Source organism: Roseovarius aestuarii, from assembly GCF_019966515.1.
In the GTDB taxonomy this organism is placed as follows: Bacteria; Pseudomonadota; Alphaproteobacteria; order Rhodobacterales; family Rhodobacteraceae; genus Roseovarius; species Roseovarius aestuarii.
In genome coordinates this window covers 127,843-145,328 of the sequence record NZ_JAIMIB010000012.1, presented here as the reverse complement: position 1 = coordinate 145,328, position 17,486 = coordinate 127,843, and the positions used below count along the sequence as shown (strand labels likewise).

Genomic DNA, 17,486 nt, shown 5'->3' with positions numbered 1-17,486 from the left:
GGCTCACACCCATCCAAACAAATCCCAATCGCACATACCTTCGGCACAGAATAAACACGAGCATTCGCCTCAATAGGTGAAGATACGTTCATAGTAATTTCTCCTCGTTCTCCGCCATTGGCGGGTCGATTTAAGTTTGTCGTTTTGATCTTTAGTTATTTGGCTCGATTTACGGCACTGCGCAGCCAGCCGGAGATGAATTCGGCAATCAGAACCATCGCGATGATCGAGAGAATAATTGCGCCGACACGCAGATTTTCCAGCTGTTGGACATTGCGTTTTAGATACCAGCCCATGCCGCCGCCACCGAAGAACCCCACCACGGTCGCGGCGCGAAAGGCGACATCCCAAGTGTAGATGGCGATGCCCGTGAAGGCGACGCGCACTTGCGGGACAACCGCGAAGATAAAGACCTGAAACGAATTGGCACCTGCGGCACGCATCGCCTCGACCGGGCCCATATCGACCGCCTCGATCTCGTCCGAGAACAGCTTGCCGGCAAAACCGATGCAGAACATCGTCAGGGCGCTGACGCCCGCCAGCATTCCGAACCCCAGGATCGACACGAAGAGGATCGTCCAGATCGTTTCATGGATGGCGCGGCAAGAGATCACGCCAAGGCGGCCGATCGGAAAAAAGATCTTGCGGTGCGGCGAGACATTCCAGGCCGAGAACCAGGCCAGCGGGATTGCAAGGAATACGCCCAGGATACCCCCCAGAAATGACATCTGCAGCGTATCCAGGATCGAGGCGAGGTAGCCGGGATCGGTAACATAGGCCAGATCGGGCGGGTAGAAGCGTGCGGCGACCACGCCGCCAAGCTTACCCATTGCCCCCAGCATCATCAGTATGTCGATATTGAGAAAATGCAGAGAGTAGCCAAGGAACACGATCACGGCCAGCAGGGTGCCAAAGCTCCACAGCGATTCAGGGAAGCTGTAGCGCGACCAGGTCAGCTTTTGTTTTTGCGGCGCGGCGGTTGTTTGTCCGGTCATTGCCATCTCCTCAGATCACCGCTTTGCGCAGGTAGTGCGAAATCACTTCGCCCAGCACGATCAAGAGCAGGATCGCCAGAATGACCATCGTGACGCCGCCGTAATTGAAGCTGTTCATCTGGCGGAAGAACAACAGGCCCAGCCCCCCTGCCCCGACCAACCCCATCACCGCGGAACGCCGGATGTTGATGTCCCATTCAAAGATCACGGTGGCCAGAACCACCGGGTAAATCTGCGGCAGGATGCCGTAATACATCACCTGAAATTCATTGCCGCCAGTGGCGCGGATCGCCTCGACCGGTTTGGCATCGATGTTTTCAATCGCTTCAGCGGTGATCTTTGAGATGAAACCAACCGAACGCATGGCGATGGCCAGAATACCCGGCAGCGCACCGAGGCCCACGGCACTGACGAAGATCAGCGCCCAGACGATCTCATGCACAGAGCGGCTAAGGACCATCATGAAGCGCCCGACCGGATAGAGGATGGTTTTGCTAGGCGTGACATTGGCCGCCCCCAGCCACGCCACCGGAAGCGAGAAGAAACAGCCCAGCACGGTCCCGACAGAGGCCATCATGAACGTTTCAATCGTCGGGACGATCAATTCGGGCAACAGCCCCCAGTCAATCGTGATGTAGCGCCCGACAGAGGCAAAAAGCCCGTTACGCCCCCCAATGCGCGACCAGTCGGTATCTTCAATGATCGTGCCGTTGACGCACCAGGCAGCAAACAGCAGGAAGCCACCCCAGATCAGGGCCATCTTTATCTGGCGCTTGCGGCGCAGATCGGTCTGAAGGCTCAGCCCGTTCGCAGAGGTATCAGCGACAGCCATGATCTAAAGAACCTCCATCGCGTAGATTTCTTCAAGATCACTGTCGCGCAGGGTCGCCGTGTCGCCATCGAATTTCTTTACGCCATCCTGCAAGCCGATGATCCGGTTGCAGAATTCCTTGGCCAGTTGAACGTCGTGGATATTGCAGAGTGCCGGCACGCCCAGTTCCTTGGCGATCCCCATGATCAGCGCCATAACCTCGCGCGAAATCTTGGGGTCAAGCGCCGATGTCGGTTCGTCCAGCAACAAAAGCTTGGGTTGTTGCATCAGCGCGCGCGCAATTCCGACCCTCTGGCGTTGCCCGCCCGAAAGCTCATCAGCGCGTTTGTTGATATGATCGCTCAGCCCCACCCTGTCGAGATAATCCAGCGCCTGACTGATATCTTCCTTCGGAAAATGCCGAAACAGGCTGCGGATGTTGCTGGTATAGCCAAGCCGTCCCGACAGCACATTGTCCATCACCGACATCCGGTTGATCAAATTGAACTCCTGAAAGATCATGCCGACATTGCGCCGCAACCCGCGCAGGTCACGCGCATTCAGGGCGCGCACATCCTGCCCCAGCAGCGTGATCTGACCATCGGTCGGTTCAACCAGCCGATTGACACAGCGGATCAGCGTGGATTTACCTGCGCCACTTGGGCCGATCATCGCCAGGAAGTCATCGCTTTCGAGATCGAAATCAATGCCTTTCAGGATCTCTGGCCCTTTGGCGGTATAGCGTACCCTAAGGTTTCGGACGGACAGGACTGACATCACTTTTCTCTCCTATTCGCCCTGCCGCCAGGGATGCGGCGACAAGGCAAGATCTTTGCGGCGAAGTTCAGTTTTTCTTCGCGTCTTTGGCCGCTTTGAGATCGCGGATGATGTCGTAATCCGCGTCGGTCATCGCTACGAACTTGCTGGCGTTGACATTCTCCAGATATTGTCTGCCCTCATCGCTGTCGGCCAGTGCCAGGAATGCGCCCTGTATCTGATCAATGATCTCGGGGCAGAGCCGGCCGTTCACCACAAAGGGATCCTGCGGGATCACCGGCGACGACCACAGCACGACATAATCGTCCATTGTCGCGATACCGCGTTCCAGTACATTATCCAGACGGTGGGTCGCCACAAAGGCGGCATCGACCTGACCTTCGATCACCGCCACGCCCGATAGATCATGCCCGCCCGTATAGACCACGCGTGAGAAGTAATCTTCCAGCTCGGCACCGATCACTTTGGTGAACGAGACGCGCGGCAGCAGATTTCCGGATGTACTGGCTGGGTCGGTCAACCCGATCACGGTCCCCTTCAGATCATCGACCGAGGTGTAGCCAGAATCCGCCCGCGCAACCAGCACGGCCTTATAGCCCGGGCCTTCCTCCTGAAACTGGCCCTTGTGCTTGGCATAGGTCGCAACCACGCGCAGCTCGGGGTCTTTTTCCTGCGCGATGACATAGGAATAAGGCCCGTGCATGCCCAGATCGACAAATCCGCCCAGCATCGCCTCGACCACCGAGGCATAGGAAGTAGGCAGGAAAAACTCGACATTCTTGCCGGTGGCGTCCTTGATCTGGTTCACCAGCGGCTGGTAGAGCGCCAGCTCCTGGGTTGTCTCCTCGGTCGGGATCATCGAGAACCGGATGACGTCAGGGTTCTTGCAGTCCTGCGCCTGAGCGATGCCAGTAAATGCCACAGACGCCAGCAGCGCCGCGCCAACCATCTTGCTTGTCTTAGTCCAGATATTCATGTCTTCCTCCGTTGGTGAAATTGAATACATCCAGTGCATTCCCAGCCTTATTGATTATGCAGGTGACAGTTTCAGGACACCTGTTTGAGTGGCTGCTTCCAAGAAGCTCTCTTTTGAGCCGATGAAATTCTTGCCGCGCTCGCCCGCGAACGCCTCGTCTATGATTGTTCTGCACGCAGTGTCGGGCACGCCGTGGTCGCTGAACCTATTGCCGACACCAAGGCTCGCCAGAAACTCATCCAGATCGTCAGCGCCTTTTCTCAGGTCGTCTCCGAAAATCTGTTTCAACGCCGCTTCGCGAAACCCGCCGATGCCCACGACCGACCGCAGGACCGTCGGCAAGGTGAACGAACACGCGATGCCGTGCTGCACGCCCCATCCTAAAGTAATCGGGTAAGACAGGTTGTGCGCAATAGCTGTTTTGGTGTTGGAAAACGCCAGCCCCGCATTCAGCGACGCCTCGGCGATCCGGCTGCGTAGATCAAGATTGCCCAGATCACGCAGCAACGCTGGCAGATCGACAAGAATCGCACTTGCCGCTGCAACCGCGTGGCGTGCCGAGACAGGGTTGGCGTTGACGTTCCAGATGCTCTCGATCGAATGGGACAGGGCATCAAGGCCGGTCGCAAGGGTCAAACCGTAAGGCTTGCCCAGCATCAACGCCGGGTCAACCACCGCCGTTTCCGGATAAAGAGCCTCGCGTGCCAGCGAGTATTTTCTCCCCTTTTCTTCGTCCCAGACCGTTGCCCAACAGGTGACTTCGCTGCCCGTCCCCGCCGTGGTCGGCACCGCGATGACCGGAATGGACGATAGTTCTGATGCGCCATCGCCAGTTTCGAGATGGCGCCGCACCTTGCTGAAATCGCCCGCGGCCGAGGCGAAGACCTTGGCGGAATCGATGACCGACCCACCCCCAAGCGCTACAATCACCTCAGGCTGCGCGCAGAGCGATAAAAACCTTTCGCACTGTGTGGCCAGCAACCTGTAATCCGGGTTTGGCGCGATATCGCTGACCACAAGCAGTGGCTTTCCCGCCTCAGCTTCAAGCCGTGCCGTTAAGGTTTGAAATGGCGCATCCGGATAGGTGACAAGCGCATAGGCCCGGTTGCCAATCAGGGAGGCGATCGTAGCGAACCTGTCAGTTCCGAACAGAATCCGGACCGGATTCTTGTATGACCACATGGCCCCCTCCCATTTCAATCGCCCGACTCGGTAGATTTTAGGAAGCATGTGGGAGGGTTTAATATATATCAAATTGATTATTTAGATTTATTCCATAGACTGACTGAATGCTTACGACCGCCCTAAGATCTTTCCATGCCGTCGCGCAACACGGTGGTTTTTCCGCCGCAGCCCGCGCGTTGAACATTAGTCAGCCAACGCTTTCCACGCAGGTTAAAGGGTTGGAGACACGCTATGACGTCGAATTATTCAGCCGTATCGGTCGCGAAGTTCGTCTGACGCCCGCGGGTCTGGAACTCTACCAAACCACAATGCAGCTACATCAAAGCGAAGCCGAGGCAGAAGATTTACTGAATTCGTTCAAGGGATTGCACTCAGGCTCATTACGCATTGCCGCCGTTGGCCCGTTTCACGCCACAGACATGATCGTGGCCTTCAAATCACGCCACCCAAAGATCGACATCAGCGTTCAGTTCGGAAACTCCCTGCGCAGTTTCGAACGGCTGCTCTCTTACGAGGCCGATGTCGGCCTGATTGCAGAGGTAAATGCCGATCCGCGCGTGATCACCATGCCTTACAGCACCCATAACGTCGTGGTGTTTGTGAATGCTCAACATGCGTTTTTTGACCGTGACAGCATCTCGATCCACGAGTTGGAAAGTCAAAAGGTCATCCAGCGTGAAGTCGGATCGACAACCCGCACCGCGATGGAAAAAGCCCTACGTGACCATCAGGTGTCGATTGATGTCGTGCTTGATATCGGCAGCCGCGAAGGGATCTGGAAGGCGGTTGAACAGGGTCTGGGCATTGGTTTCGTGGCTGATTTCGAATTTGTGCCACATCCGAATTTGCGGGCGATCCCAATCACTGGCGCAGATATCAGTACCCAGTATTTTCTGGCCTTTCTCGCCGATCGCAAAAACTCTCACCTCATTCGCGCCTTTTGCGACGTGGCACGAACAGATGGGGTTTAGCACCGGGTGTTGTCTTTGGTGCGCAGGTTTTGACCACCCGCCAGCCACCTCTTGAAGCCGATCTGTCCGCATGGTTTTCTGGCGCAAAAACCACGGGGACATTAGACATGATCCAGGGCCTCAGCCACATCACCTTCATCTCCCGCGATCTCGACCGGATGGAGACGCTGCTGACCACCGTGCTGGATGCCATCAAAACCTATGACAGCGGCGAGACCACGCATTCCATCGCCCGCGAACGTTTCTTCGATGTCGCGGGCCTTTGGGTCGCGGTGATGGAGGGCGAGCCGCTTCCCAGCCGCAGCTACAATCATGTCGCCTTCAAGATCGACGCTGCGGACTACGACACGTATCTTGATCGGATTCGCAATCTGGGGCTGGATTTGCGCGAAGGCCGCTCAAGGACCCGCGGCGAAGGTCAGTCGATCTATTTTCACGATCACGATAACCACCTGTTCGAACTGCACACCGGCACCCTTGCCGACCGTCTCGCCACTTATGCCGCTGCGGGCTGACAAAGGCCAGCTGCGTACGACTCACGGGATTTACGGCATCCGCGTCAGAACCGCCTTGGCCGCCCGTAGCCCCGGCGCCTCTCCGCCTTTGCCCAAGCGTTTCATCGTTAGACGCATCGCCGCAATCTGATCGTCGGGGCTTTCCATCAGTTTCAAGAGCTTAGGTGCAATCACGTCTGCCTGGCAATCCTTCCCCAGACATTCCGGCACGGCGCGCGTCTCGCTTACTAGATTGACAAGGGTCAGCGTATCAACCTTCAACATCCGCGAAATCACGGCCCGGCTGATCCAGTTCATATCGTAGGCGATCACCATCGGCGTTTCGGCCGCCGCCAGCTCAAGCGAGACTGTTCCCGACGCCGCCAGTGCCCAATTGGACAACCTGAAAGATGCTGCCTTATCTGCCTTGTAGACGTCATTCCTCATGTTGTTGGGATCAAGGATAATGGGCCGTACAGGCCAATCTGCAACCACCTCTTTCACCAACCCGGCTACCGAAGCGGTTGTAGGGATCACCAACTTCAACGCCGGATGCCTCTGCAAGACACGCCCCAAAGCCTTACCAAATGTCGGCCCGAGTCGCGTAACCTCGCCGCGCCTCGACCCGGGAAGCACCAAGAGAACCGGATCGTCACCTGTCTCATATTTTGTTTTGAATTCCGCCACTTCCGTATCACTCGCGATGGGTTCCGCCACTACCGGATGCCCGACGAAATCGCACTCCATCCCCGCCGTTTCCATAAAGGGCGGCTCGAACGGTAAAAGCGCCAGAACATGATCGATGACTCTAGCCATTTTCACCGCCCGCCCCGCGCGCCATGCCCATACGCTGGGGGCGACATAATGCACCGTCCTTATTGAGCTTTTCGCCTTTACCAGCTTTGCCACCCGTAAACTGAAGTCCGGACTATCAATGGTGATCAGGACATCGGGTTGCGCTTCAAGCACCGCCTCGGCGGTTTGATGCAGTCGCCGTTTGAGATGCGGATATTTTGGCAGAATTTCCGCCAATCCCATCACGCTTAGTTCATCCATCGGAAACAGGCTTGTCATGCCTTCGGCCTGCATCAGCGGCCCACCGACACCAAGAAATTCGACATCTTCCAGGGTTTTCAGGCCCGCCATCAGGGCCGCGCCCAACCGGTCGCCCGAAGCCTCGCCAGCGACCAGAAACACCCGCATCAGAATGCCTGTGCGGTCAGGAAAATACCATTTTCTTCAACCGCTTGCAGGGTTTTCTCTCGTTCCAGAATCATCACGCGACGGGCCTCGATCATCATGCCGACCAACCCTGCCCGGGCTACAGACACGATAGTTTCGGGGCCTATGGCGGGCATGTCAATGCGCAGATCCTGCCCCTTCTTTGCCGCCTTGACATACACGCCCTTCCGTCCGCGCCGAAATTTTGCAGGAGTTTCCGCCACATAACGCAGTAACGCATCCGTGCCCTGCACAGTCTCAATCCCCAGACATTGCCCGCCCGCCACGGCACATCCCTGTCCGACATCAAGGGGCGACAGGGCGTCAAGTATCCCGCGGGCCCGCGCCACATCAGCACGGTCGTCGACGGATGGCGCCGGGCCGACCTGCAACCCATCCTCTGCCGTGAGCGTGGGCAACAATTCATGGGCCCCCACGACCGACACATCGTTTTCTTCAAATAGCTCGATAACCTGCGTCAGCAACGTATCATCACCGCCCTGCATTGCCGCAAGTAGCCGGGGCGCGGCCGCCGTCATCGCCGCATCGAACTTGCCCGGATCCATCGCGGGCCTGCTCAGCGAGCCGGCAAAGACAAGGCGGTCCACCTGTGCTTCTTGCAGCCGGGCAAAAATGCCGCCCAGATGCTCGATCGGGAATTCTTCGGTATCAGCGCCCAAGAGGTGCGGCACACCCGTCAGCGTGATTTTAAGCGCCTCGGGATAGGCCTGTGCGATCGCCACGGGCAACACCCCGTCGCAGGCCAGAATGGCCAATCTGCCCGCCACAGCGTTACCCCTGCCCCGGCGTCAGGAACGACCTGTCCGTGGCGCCGGTCACAAAATCGACGATTTTGCGGACATAGTCACTTTCGGTTTCTTCACCTAACCGGCGCGCACGATCCTGAAACGCGCCCTCGCCCTGTGCCAGCATCTGAAATGCTGCCCGCAGCGCGGTGATATCAGTACGTGCCACGCCGCGCCGCTTGAGCCCGACAAGGTTAAGCCCGTCCAGCGCCCCGCGCGGCGCCTGAACAAGCCCATAGGGGATCACGTCATTGGTCACCATCGTCACGGCGCCAATGATCGCACCTTCGCCGATCCGGACCCATTGGTGAACGCCGGACAGCCCGCCGATGATTACATCGTCGCCGATAATACAATGCCCAGCCAGGGCGGCATTGTTGACGATAACCACGCGGTTGCCGATGATGACGTCATGCGCCACATGGCATCCGGCCATGAAGAGCCCGTCATCGCCGATCCGCGTCTCACCGCCACCACCACCCGTGCCGGTATTTATCGTTACGTGTTCCCGAATCCGGTTACGTTCGCCGATGATCAGTCGGGTTTTTTCGCCTTTGAACTTCAGGTCCTGCGGCACTTCGCCAATGCAGGCGAAGGGAAACACCACGGATTGCACGCCGATTTCAGTCGCGCCGGTCACAACGACATGAGATTTCAGAACAACGCTGTCCGCGAGCCGCACCTCGGGGCCGATATGACAGAAAGGCCCGATCTGAACGCCACGCCCCAGCTCAGCGCCGGGTTCGATAACGGCAGAGGGATGTATCACGGTCTCACCAATCTCCGACATCTCCATCACCCCGCCGGAAGATCCATCATCGCCGTAAACTCGGCCTCGGCGGCCATCTCGCAGGTCACTTCAGCCACACCGCTGAACTTCCACACCTTGCCGCCGGGCTTGCCGCGCATGGTTTCCAGCTTCATCTCAAGCACATCGCCCGGCGTGACCATGCGGCGAAACTTGCATTTGTCGATCGACATGAAATAGACCAGCATGTTGCGGTCTTCCATGCCAAGAGCCGTCCCCACCATCACCGCCGCCGTCTGTGCCATCGCTTCGACGATCGTGACCCCCGGCATTATCGGCTTGCCTGGGAAATGGCCCTGAAAATGCGGTTCGTTCATGGTCACGTTCTTGATGCCGCGTGCCGTCTGGTAGCCATCAATATCCACCACCTTGTCCACCAGCAAAAACGGGTAGCGATGCGGTATAAGCCGCTGGATCAGGTGAATATCCGCTGATTTCAACGGTTCGGTCATATGGTATCCTTTCGCGCCGCGCTCTGCCTTTTTCCCTAGCAAGTCGGGTCAGGATGAGCAAGCAGAGCTAGTTTTCGGGTTCGATTTCCTGGGGTGCATCATCTTGCTGCACCGGTAGCCCGTTACCGATCTCGGCATCGACGCGGCGGATTGCGACGCTGGTTATATCGACAACATCAGCGCGCAACAAAACGCTTCTGACATCAAGGATAACAGCCCCGCCTGACTCGCGCATCAACTGAACCAAGACCGGCTCAACTATACGCATGAACGTCACTGGCGCCCGGTCCCTGCTGCGTTCCAGTTCGCGCACCGCGCGTTCGCTGTCGCGGCGGATTTCCTGCACCTTGACGTCGAACGCATCGGCCAGTTCACGGAACTCTTCCGGCGACAGTCCTGCCCGTTTTTCGGTCAAGGAAAGCTCTTCGGCTTCAAGTTCGGCGGCGATCTTGTCATTCTGGGCGATCAGTTTTTCACGTTTAGCCAGATAGTCGCGGTTAATCCGTTGTCCCAGTTGCGTCTCGGTAAACAGCCGATCGGGATCCAGCAAAAGAATATCACTCTGAACGACGCCAGTGTTTTGGGACAAAGCTGGCAGACAGGCCATCATCGTCAGGGCAATCACCAGTTGGATGACGCCCCTAAACCCGTGCATCGTCAAAAATCCGTTCTTACCGTAATATCAAACTGCTGTTCTTCGTCTTCGGCCTCGGATTTCAATGCTTGTGAGAAGTTCAGGCGCAGCGGGCCGAAGGGTGAAGCCCAGAACAAAGAGAAACCTATAACATGCCGGGCTTCGAACCCCGTAGAGGCCAGCGGCCCGGTCGCATTTGACGTATCGACATCCCAGATTGATCCGATGTCGTAGAAAACACCGGCGGACAGGCCAAACTCTTCGGGTGTACCGATCGGGAATTCGGCTTCGAATTTCAGTGCTGCAAAGAAGTTACCGCCGAGCTGCTCCCCCGATTCCGTCGGGCCGATACCATTGGGTTCGAAGCCACGGATGACCTGATGGGTATAGCGATCAACATAACGGCTTTCCTGACTGCCGATATAGTTCACTGCGCCCCCCTCCAGCGTCGCGCGCAAGGTAACCTCCTCGTTCAGCACCTTGGTCTGAGCAATGGCGCGCGCGGTGGTTTCGATATAGTCGCGATCGCCCCCGAGGCCGCCGAACTCCTGTCCGAATGACAACAGAACACCCGCATTAGGGTTAAGGCCGCTACGACGGGTGTCATAACTGAACGTATATCCAAGAGCGCTCGCAAAAGTATCTTCCTGTGCGACCTCCGCAGCAAGAATACTTGAGACGCCCGTGTAGTCGTTCATCTCTTTGTATTCGGCGTTATAGAAAACCTCGAAGCGACCGTTTTCGCTGATCGGGAAAGTCAGGCTGGGGCGGAATACGCCATTGATCGTGTCAAACAGGCTGAAATCGCTATCCGTTTCGATCAGCGAGAAATCGATACCAAAAGCGACATCGCGGCCCAAGAACGCCGGTTCTTCGAAGTTGATCGAATAATTCAGGTTGTCTTCGCGACCGGCAAACGAAAATCCAAGCGTTTGCCCACGGCCCAGAAAGTTGCGTTCGCGGAGGGACACTGACGCGCCCAGGCCACCGCTGCTGGAGAACGTTACACCGAACGATAGGGAGCCGGTTGTTGTTTCCTCAACATCCACGTCCACAACCACCTGATCCGGGCGCGATCCTTCGCGGGCGTTGACATCGGCCGTCGAGAAAAAGCGCAGTGCGCGGATGCGTTCAGCCGCTTCGCGGATCTGACGCGGATTGAACGGGTCACCTTCAACTGCGTCAAACTGGCGGCGGATCACACGGTCAAGTGTGGTGGTGTTTCCCTCTATGTCGATACGTTCGACAAACACCCGTGGGCCCTTTGTCAGGGCAAATTCTACATCCAGTGTCAGATCCCGGTCATTGCGGGTGATACGCGGGTCTACCCGTAGAAAATCAATCCCCTTCTTGATCGCAAGCCGTTCCATCCGGGCAATTGAATTCTCGACCAGCGTCGGCGAATAGACCTTCCCGGGGCGTACCTTCAGTACGTTCTGGAACTCTTCGGGTTCAACCCCGTCCATTTCACTGATCGTAGTGATCTTGCCAAATTTGAACTGCTGACCTTCCTGCACATTGAAGGTGACGAAATAGGCATCGCGGGCGCGGGCAAGCTCGGCGTTTGTGCCGGTCACACGGAAATCAACATAGCCGCGCGACTGGTAGAAATCACGCAGCACCTGCTTGTCAAACTCCAGCCGGTCTTCGACAAAAGAATCGCGCGCAATGATCGCACGTAAAAGACCTGCCTGTTTGCTGTCGATAACCCGGCGCAGACGCCGGTCCGAATAGGCGCGGTTCCCGACAAAGCCGATCCGCTGTACTTCGATCGCCTTGCCTTCGAAGATTTCGAACACCAGGTCCACGCGGTTATCGCTGCGCCGGATCACCCGCGGCGTGACCCTCGCGGCAGAGCGTCCGTTTTGAACATAGGCGTCGGCAATGACCGCCGCATCACGTTCGGCCTTGGTCGGACTAAACACCTGACGCGAGCGGCTTTCTATGAAGCCCGCAAGATCTTCGTCTTTAAGCTTCTTGTTGCCTTCAAAAGCGATATTGTTGATCGTCGGAAATTCCACGACTTTGATCAACAGGGTGCTCCCGCGCGGTTCGACTTCGACACTTTCGAAGAAACCACTGGCCAGGATGCTTTGATAGGCGTCATTCACCTGGGCGGCCGAAACGGACTGGCCCGGTGCAATATCCGCAAATGTCAGGATCGTTGCCGTTTCAATACGCTGATTGCCTTCAACATTGATCGAGTTGAAACGAAAGTTCTGTGCCGTAACGGCACCTGACGCAGCAAGCGTTATGAGCGTAGTAAGCACCAGCAGCAGAGCTCTGAAATGGTCTGTTACTGCTCCTGTCCCCGTCCGGTTGAAACCCAGCCGATTCTTAACAATTGTCATTGGTCAAACCCAGTCAGTCACCCCGATACAAAAAGTCAGTAACCGGATTACCGGGGCTTGTCAAAACGCCATTGTGACCCGTTCCGGCCAAAGCGCGGACGGGTCAAATTTCGGGAAATCTAACTGCTTATAAAGAGCCGACAAATGCACCAAGCATCAGCGCGACCAGAATTGTGACCAGATAAAGCAACCGGTCCCAGTTCAAATTAAAAAGCAAGCTTAGCCCGCGATATCCATGAGCAATCTGTTGCATGTTAATACTTTGCCATTCCTTTGGTGCACCCCAAGATGGCCCGTGAATGTGGCGGCATTCAGTTTAACAATGTGGCGATATTGTGGCGCCCGCTTATGGGCAGAACAGATCAGTACCGATTGCAAAAACCATAATACCGAGAATCAGCGTAAGGCCGACCGTCATCAGAACCCGCAATGCGCCATCGCTGGGCGGCTTCCCGGCAACGGCCTCATAAGCATAAAACACCAGATGGCCGCCATCCAGCACCGGGATGGGAAAAAGATTAAGCAACCCCACAGCCGTCGACAAAAACGCAATAAATAGGATGAAACTGTCGGCACCCTGACGCACCATCGCGCCCGAAACCTGTGCAATGCCAATCGGCCCGGTCATGTTGCAGCTACTGATCTTGCCGGCAATCAGATGGTAAAGCCCGGAAAGCGACGTCTCGATGACTGTCCCGGTCCGCTCGAAACCGCTGGCAACTGCGGCGCCGACGCCAAGGCGTTCGGTTGCGGGTTCAAACGCAAGCCCTCCCGAGATGCCAATACGCCAGCTGGCCTTGAAGCCACCGTCGGGTTGCGGTTCATCCACAAGGCGCGGTGCCAAGGCAAAATCAAGAACCTCACCATCGCGCCAGACTTTCAGTTGCAGGGCGCGCCCGTCTGACCCCTCGACAATATCCTTCAGCTGATGAAAGGCGTATATCGGCTTCCCATCGACCGAGATGATCACATCACCCTGCTTCATGTCGATGTCGTAAGCTGCTGATTGTGGAGATATATTCACCGCCCGTGCGGGCATCGGATGAGGGCCGAGAACTTCACGCATCTGCCCGTCCCGTTGCACGGTGTAATCAAGCTGTGGTGCCGTCGGCAGCGCCTTGATCAGATCATCAAAGCCACCGGGCACATCCGATTCAGGCAGCGGCATCCCACCAATCGCAATCAACTGATCACCTGTCTGCAGCTCGAGTGCCTTCCCGGGCAGCGGCGACATTTCTCCGACTGCTAACGGGTCCGCAGCCTTGCCCTGAAACATCGCCAGGCCGGTAAATACGACGATCGACAGGATAAAATTGAAAACAGGCCCGGCGGCAACGGTCGCGGTTCGTGCCCAAAGCGGCGCGCCAAGCATGGTCTGACGGCGCATTTCTGGCGGCATTTCCTGCACGGTGCTAGTGTCGGCATTGGCGCTGGCTGCGTTGGCGTCGCCCATGAACTTCACATAACCGCCAAAGGGCAACAACGCGAATTGCCAGCGTGTCCCGTGCTTGTCGACTCTGGAAAACAAAACCGGACCGAAGCCCAGCGAAAACACATCCGCTTTGATTCCCGACCAGCGCCCGACGATGTAGTGGCCATATTCGTGGATCGCCACGATAACAGACAGCGCCACGATGAAGGCGAGGATCGTCGTGAACAGACTGCCGAATTGCGGGATCAGTGAGGTGATATCCAAAATCTATGTCCTACTCGCCTTTTCGCGCATCACTTCATCGGCGCATATACGTGCCAGATGGTCCGCTTGCAGCACTCTATCAAGGGTGATCCCGACATCTTTATGGCCTTCATCGGGTGATTGCCGGTTTAACACTTCTTCGACGATCATATTCATGTCGCAGAAACCGATATGCCCCGCAATGAAGTGATCAAGGGCCCGTTCCTTGGCAGCATTAAACACGGCACCGCTGAGGCCACGATGTTGCATCACCTCGCGGGCAAGACGCAAGGCCGGATAGCGATCAATATCTGGCGTCCGAAACGTCAGTTGACCGATCGCGGCCAGATCCAGCTTGTCAACCGGCAGGGGCTGCCGGGCGGGCCAGTTCAGCGCATAGCCGATTGCGTGGCGCATATCGGGTGGTCCGACATGGGCCATCAGCGCGCCGTCATTGAACCCGACAAGCGCATGTACGATGGATTCGGGGTGGATCAGCACTTCGATCTGATCCGGCTCGAAGCCGAAAAATTCGCGTGCCTCGATCACCTCAAGGGCCTTGTTGAACATCGAGGCACTGTCGATCGTGATCCGCTGGCCCATGTTCCAATTCGGATGGTTCGACGCCTGATCAATCGTGGCGTGGGCCAACTGGTCCAGAGGCCAGTCGCGGAAGGCACCGCCGCTTGCGGTGATGATCACCCGCGACACTGCCGCCGGGTCTTCACCCGCCAGCGCCTGGAAGATCGCCGAATGCTCACTGTCGACCGGCAATATCCGGGCGTTGTTCTGTTGCGCGGTCGCATGCAAAATCGGCGCCGCAGCGACCAGCGATTCCTTGTTCGCTAGGGCCAGTGTGGCCCCTTGCTCCAGTGCTGCAAGCCCTGGCCGCAACCCGGCAACACCAACAATCGCCGACATGACCAGATCGGCCGGACGCGCGGCGGCTTCGATCAGCGCCGTTTCTCCAGCGGCAGCCTCGACGCCACTCCCCTCAAGCGCCGTGCGCAGATCATCCAGCAGATGCGCATGTGCGGTGACGGCGATATCGGCCTGCAAATCAACGGCATCAGCGGCAAGCCGGGCGATATTTTGCCCGCCGGTCAGCGCGACAACCTTGTAGTCGTCGGGTGTGCGTCGGATCAGATCAATCGTGTTCTGCCCGATTGATCCGGTAACCCCGAGGACCGAAATCTTTTTCATGTCAGCCCCGGCAGCGCTTTCGTAAACCAAAGGATCATCACCAGCATTGCCGCTCCCAAAAGCGCATCCAGCCGGTCCAGCACACCGCCATGTCCCGGGATCAGGTTCGAGCTGTCCTTGACGCTCATCCGGCGCTTGACAAAGCTTTCGAGGATGTCACCCATCTGCCCCGCGAACGCCACCGCGACCGAAATTGGGATAAGCAGCAAGCCCGCTTGTGTGGGCCCGGCGAAAAACGCACCAACCACTGCCGCACCGACCCAGCCCGCGATCGTACCGGACCAGGTTTTCTTGGGGCTCACTGCGGGCCAAAATTTAGGACCCCCGATTGTGCGCCCCGCAAAATACCCCGCTATGTCCGACGCGATAACGATCAGCACAACCCAAGATATCCAGATCAGGCCGGCTTCCTGCCGTAACATCCAGATCGAATATCCAGCAACCAGAATCCAGGCGGCAAACGGGGTGAATAGGCGACGCTCACGCGCGACCTGACTTGATCCGACAAGTGCCGCAGCCAACAGCAACGGCACGACAAGGATAAGCGGGCCGAGGCTGGCCAGGGTGAACGCTGCCGCCCCGAGCAGGCTGATGCGAACAGCGGCGGTACGGCCCGCCCCGAACATGTTTGCCGCTTCCCACAACATGATGCCACAGAGACCGATCACGGTAATCTCGAACACCAGACCGCCGATCCAGATATCCGCCGCGCCCACCACGGCCATCGCCACGCCCGAGATCACGCGAGGAGCCAGATCGGACCATCGGGCGCCATCGCTCATGCGGTCGCAGCCCCGAAACGCCTGTCGCGCGAGCCGTAGTTGCTCAGCAGATCGCTGAAAACCTGCCGCGTGAAGTCAGGCCAGAGCGTGTCAATGAACTCGTATTCGGAATAGGCCGACTGCCAGAGAAGAAAATTCGAAATCCGCGCTTCGCCGCTGGTGCGAATGACCAGATCAGGATCGGGCAATACACATGTATCAAGGTATTTGGGCAGCGTTTCCTCGTCGACATTCTCGGGGTCAAGCCGCCCTGCGGCGACATCCTGCGCCAGACGTTTGGTGGCCCGCGAAACCTCGTCACGACCACCGTAATTAAGCGCAATTGTCAAGTTGATGCCGGTACAATGTGCCGTCAGCGTCTCGGTCTCGTCCATCAGAATGCTCAGTTGCTTATCCAATCGCAAGCGATCGCCGATAAACCGAACCCGCACGTTTTCTTTAACGAATTCCTGCATTTCCTTCATGATGTAGCGCCGGAAAAGCGCCATCAAGCCGGCGACCTCGGTCTGGGTGCGTTTCCAATTTTCCGTCGAGAACGCGAATATGGTCAGATAGTCCACCCCGAGTTCCGGACAGGCGCTGACGATCTCGCGGACACGCCGCGCCCCGGCATGATGCCCGAAAAGACGCGGACGACCCCGCGCCTGCGCCCATCGCCCGTTGCCATCCATGATGATCGCCACGTGGCGCGGTCCCGATGTTGGCTGAGCCTGTAAAAGCTTGTCGTCTTTCACAGCCATCAAACCTGCATGATCTCGGATTGTTTGCTCTCCAACGCTTCGTCCACATTGGCGATAAATTTGTCCGTCAGTTCCTGAACTTCTGTTTCCCAGAATTTCTGATCGTCTTCGGACATGCCATCGGCCTTGGCTTTCTTGATCTGATCCATCCCATCGCGCCTGACATTCCGGATCGCAACGCGGGCATGCTCGGCATATTGCGAGGCGACCTTGGTCAGTTCCTTGCGGCGCTCCTCGTTCAGTTCGGGGATCGGCAGCATGATGATTGTGCCGTTAAGTTGCGGATTGATCCCCAGCCCGCTTTCGCGGATCGCCTTTTCGACCTTGCCGACCAGCCCCTTATCCCAGACATTCACCGTGACCATCCGGGGTTCTGGCACATTGACCGTGCCCACCTGATTGATCGGCGTGTTCTGACCATAGGCATCCACCATCACCGGCTCGAGCATGCTGGCCGAGGCGCGGCCCGTCCGCAAAGAGGCAAATTCCGTTCTCAGCGATGCGATGGCGCCATCCATACGCCGTTCCAGATCGCCTGTATCAATCTCAATATCATCCGCCATAAAGGTACTTCCCTCGTTTCGGCCCGGGCCTAATCTGTTCTT

18 protein-coding genes are annotated in these 17,486 nt (G+C 57.3%); 2 read left to right on the top strand and 16 right to left on the bottom strand.

Annotated elements, in window-relative coordinates; translation table 11 throughout:
* Positions 1-155 precede the first annotated feature (155 nt).
* The 5 genes from phnE (LC334_RS15040) to psrA all read right to left on the bottom strand — a co-directional run bounded on the left by phnE (LC334_RS15040) (position 156) and on the right by psrA (position 4,741).
* Positions 156-995: a phosphonate ABC transporter, permease protein PhnE gene (gene phnE / locus LC334_RS15040; RefSeq protein WP_139836329.1), complete on the bottom strand. Its 840-nt coding sequence runs from the start codon at positions 993-995 to the stop codon at positions 156-158.
* Between the two features lie 10 nt (positions 996-1,005).
* Positions 1,006-1,827 carry a phosphonate ABC transporter, permease protein PhnE gene (gene phnE / locus LC334_RS15035; RefSeq protein ID WP_085799558.1) on the bottom strand — a complete coding sequence of 274 codons (822 nt, stop codon included), beginning with the start codon at positions 1,825-1,827 and terminating at the stop codon, positions 1,006-1,008.
* Positions 1,828-1,830: 3 nt separating this feature from the next.
* Positions 1,831-2,583, bottom strand: a complete 753-nt coding sequence (gene phnC / locus LC334_RS15030; protein ID WP_085799559.1) for a phosphonate ABC transporter ATP-binding protein — start codon at positions 2,581-2,583, stop codon at positions 1,831-1,833.
* 67 nt (positions 2,584-2,650) lie between these two features.
* Entirely contained in the window at positions 2,651-3,559 is a 909-nt protein-coding gene (locus tag LC334_RS15025) for a phosphate/phosphite/phosphonate ABC transporter substrate-binding protein (protein WP_176237646.1), read from the bottom strand.
* Positions 3,560-3,613: 54 nt separating this feature from the next.
* Positions 3,614-4,741 (bottom strand): iron-containing alcohol dehydrogenase PsrA, encoded by a 1,128-nt coding sequence (gene psrA, locus LC334_RS15020; protein ID WP_085799561.1) that lies wholly within the window; start codon positions 4,739-4,741, stop codon positions 3,614-3,616.
* A 107-nt stretch (positions 4,742-4,848) separates the two neighbouring features.
* Here psrA and LC334_RS15015 point away from each other — a divergent pair, with 107 nt between their 5' ends.
* Both LC334_RS15015 and fosX read left to right on the top strand, forming a co-directional pair.
* Positions 4,849-5,715: a LysR substrate-binding domain-containing protein gene (locus LC334_RS15015; RefSeq protein ID WP_085799562.1), complete on the top strand. Its 867-nt coding sequence runs from the start codon at positions 4,849-4,851 to the stop codon at positions 5,713-5,715.
* A gap of 107 nt (positions 5,716-5,822) precedes the next feature.
* Entirely contained in the window at positions 5,823-6,230 is a 408-nt protein-coding gene (gene fosX / locus LC334_RS15010) for a FosX/FosE/FosI family fosfomycin resistance hydrolase (protein WP_085799563.1), read from the top strand.
* A 30-nt stretch (positions 6,231-6,260) separates the two neighbouring features.
* Here fosX and lpxB read toward each other — a convergent pair whose 3' ends face one another.
* The 11 genes from lpxB to frr all read right to left on the bottom strand — a co-directional run bounded on the left by lpxB (position 6,261) and on the right by frr (position 17,444).
* Positions 6,261-7,412: a lipid-A-disaccharide synthase gene (gene lpxB, locus LC334_RS15005; protein ID WP_085799564.1), complete on the bottom strand. Its 1,152-nt coding sequence runs from the start codon at positions 7,410-7,412 to the stop codon at positions 6,261-6,263.
* The gene (locus LC334_RS15000) at positions 7,412-8,218 is read right to left on the bottom strand and encodes an LpxI family protein (RefSeq protein WP_085799565.1); all 807 of its coding nucleotides are present in this window, start codon (positions 8,216-8,218) and stop codon (positions 7,412-7,414) included. Before LC334_RS15000 ends, lpxB begins: the two co-directional genes overlap by 1 nt.
* Positions 8,219-8,222: 4 nt before the next feature.
* Complete coding sequence (gene lpxA / locus LC334_RS14995) at positions 8,223-9,026, bottom strand: acyl-ACP--UDP-N-acetylglucosamine O-acyltransferase (protein WP_085799789.1); 804 nt, start codon at positions 9,024-9,026, stop codon at positions 8,223-8,225.
* Positions 9,027-9,031: 5 nt separating this feature from the next.
* Entirely contained in the window at positions 9,032-9,496 is a 465-nt protein-coding gene (gene fabZ, locus LC334_RS14990; RefSeq protein WP_085799790.1) for a 3-hydroxyacyl-ACP dehydratase FabZ, read from the bottom strand.
* A 67-nt stretch (positions 9,497-9,563) separates the two neighbouring features.
* The gene (locus LC334_RS14985; protein WP_223413020.1) at positions 9,564-10,151 is read right to left on the bottom strand and encodes an OmpH family outer membrane protein; all 588 of its coding nucleotides are present in this window, start codon (positions 10,149-10,151) and stop codon (positions 9,564-9,566) included.
* 2 nt (positions 10,152-10,153) lie between these two features.
* Complete coding sequence (bamA, locus tag LC334_RS14980; protein ID WP_085799566.1) at positions 10,154-12,481, bottom strand: outer membrane protein assembly factor BamA; 2,328 nt, start codon at positions 12,479-12,481, stop codon at positions 10,154-10,156.
* A 346-nt stretch (positions 12,482-12,827) separates the two neighbouring features.
* A complete protein-coding gene (rseP, locus tag LC334_RS14975) occupies positions 12,828-14,177 on the bottom strand; it encodes an RIP metalloprotease RseP (RefSeq protein ID WP_085799567.1) in 1,350 nt (449 codons plus the stop codon).
* A 3-nt stretch (positions 14,178-14,180) separates the two neighbouring features.
* The gene (dxr, locus tag LC334_RS14970; protein WP_085799568.1) at positions 14,181-15,359 is read right to left on the bottom strand and encodes a 1-deoxy-D-xylulose-5-phosphate reductoisomerase; all 1,179 of its coding nucleotides are present in this window, start codon (positions 15,357-15,359) and stop codon (positions 14,181-14,183) included.
* Positions 15,356-16,141 carry a phosphatidate cytidylyltransferase gene (locus LC334_RS14965; RefSeq protein ID WP_085799569.1) on the bottom strand — a complete coding sequence of 262 codons (786 nt, stop codon included), beginning with the start codon at positions 16,139-16,141 and terminating at the stop codon, positions 15,356-15,358. The genes dxr and LC334_RS14965 overlap by 4 nt, the downstream gene beginning before the upstream one ends.
* The gene (locus LC334_RS14960; RefSeq protein WP_085799570.1) at positions 16,138-16,881 is read right to left on the bottom strand and encodes an isoprenyl transferase; all 744 of its coding nucleotides are present in this window, start codon (positions 16,879-16,881) and stop codon (positions 16,138-16,140) included. Before LC334_RS14960 ends, LC334_RS14965 begins: the two co-directional genes overlap by 4 nt.
* Entirely contained in the window at positions 16,881-17,444 is a 564-nt protein-coding gene (gene frr, locus LC334_RS14955; RefSeq protein ID WP_085799571.1) for a ribosome recycling factor, read from the bottom strand. The genes LC334_RS14960 and frr overlap by 1 nt, the downstream gene beginning before the upstream one ends.
* Between the last annotated feature and the right edge of the window lie 42 nt (positions 17,445-17,486).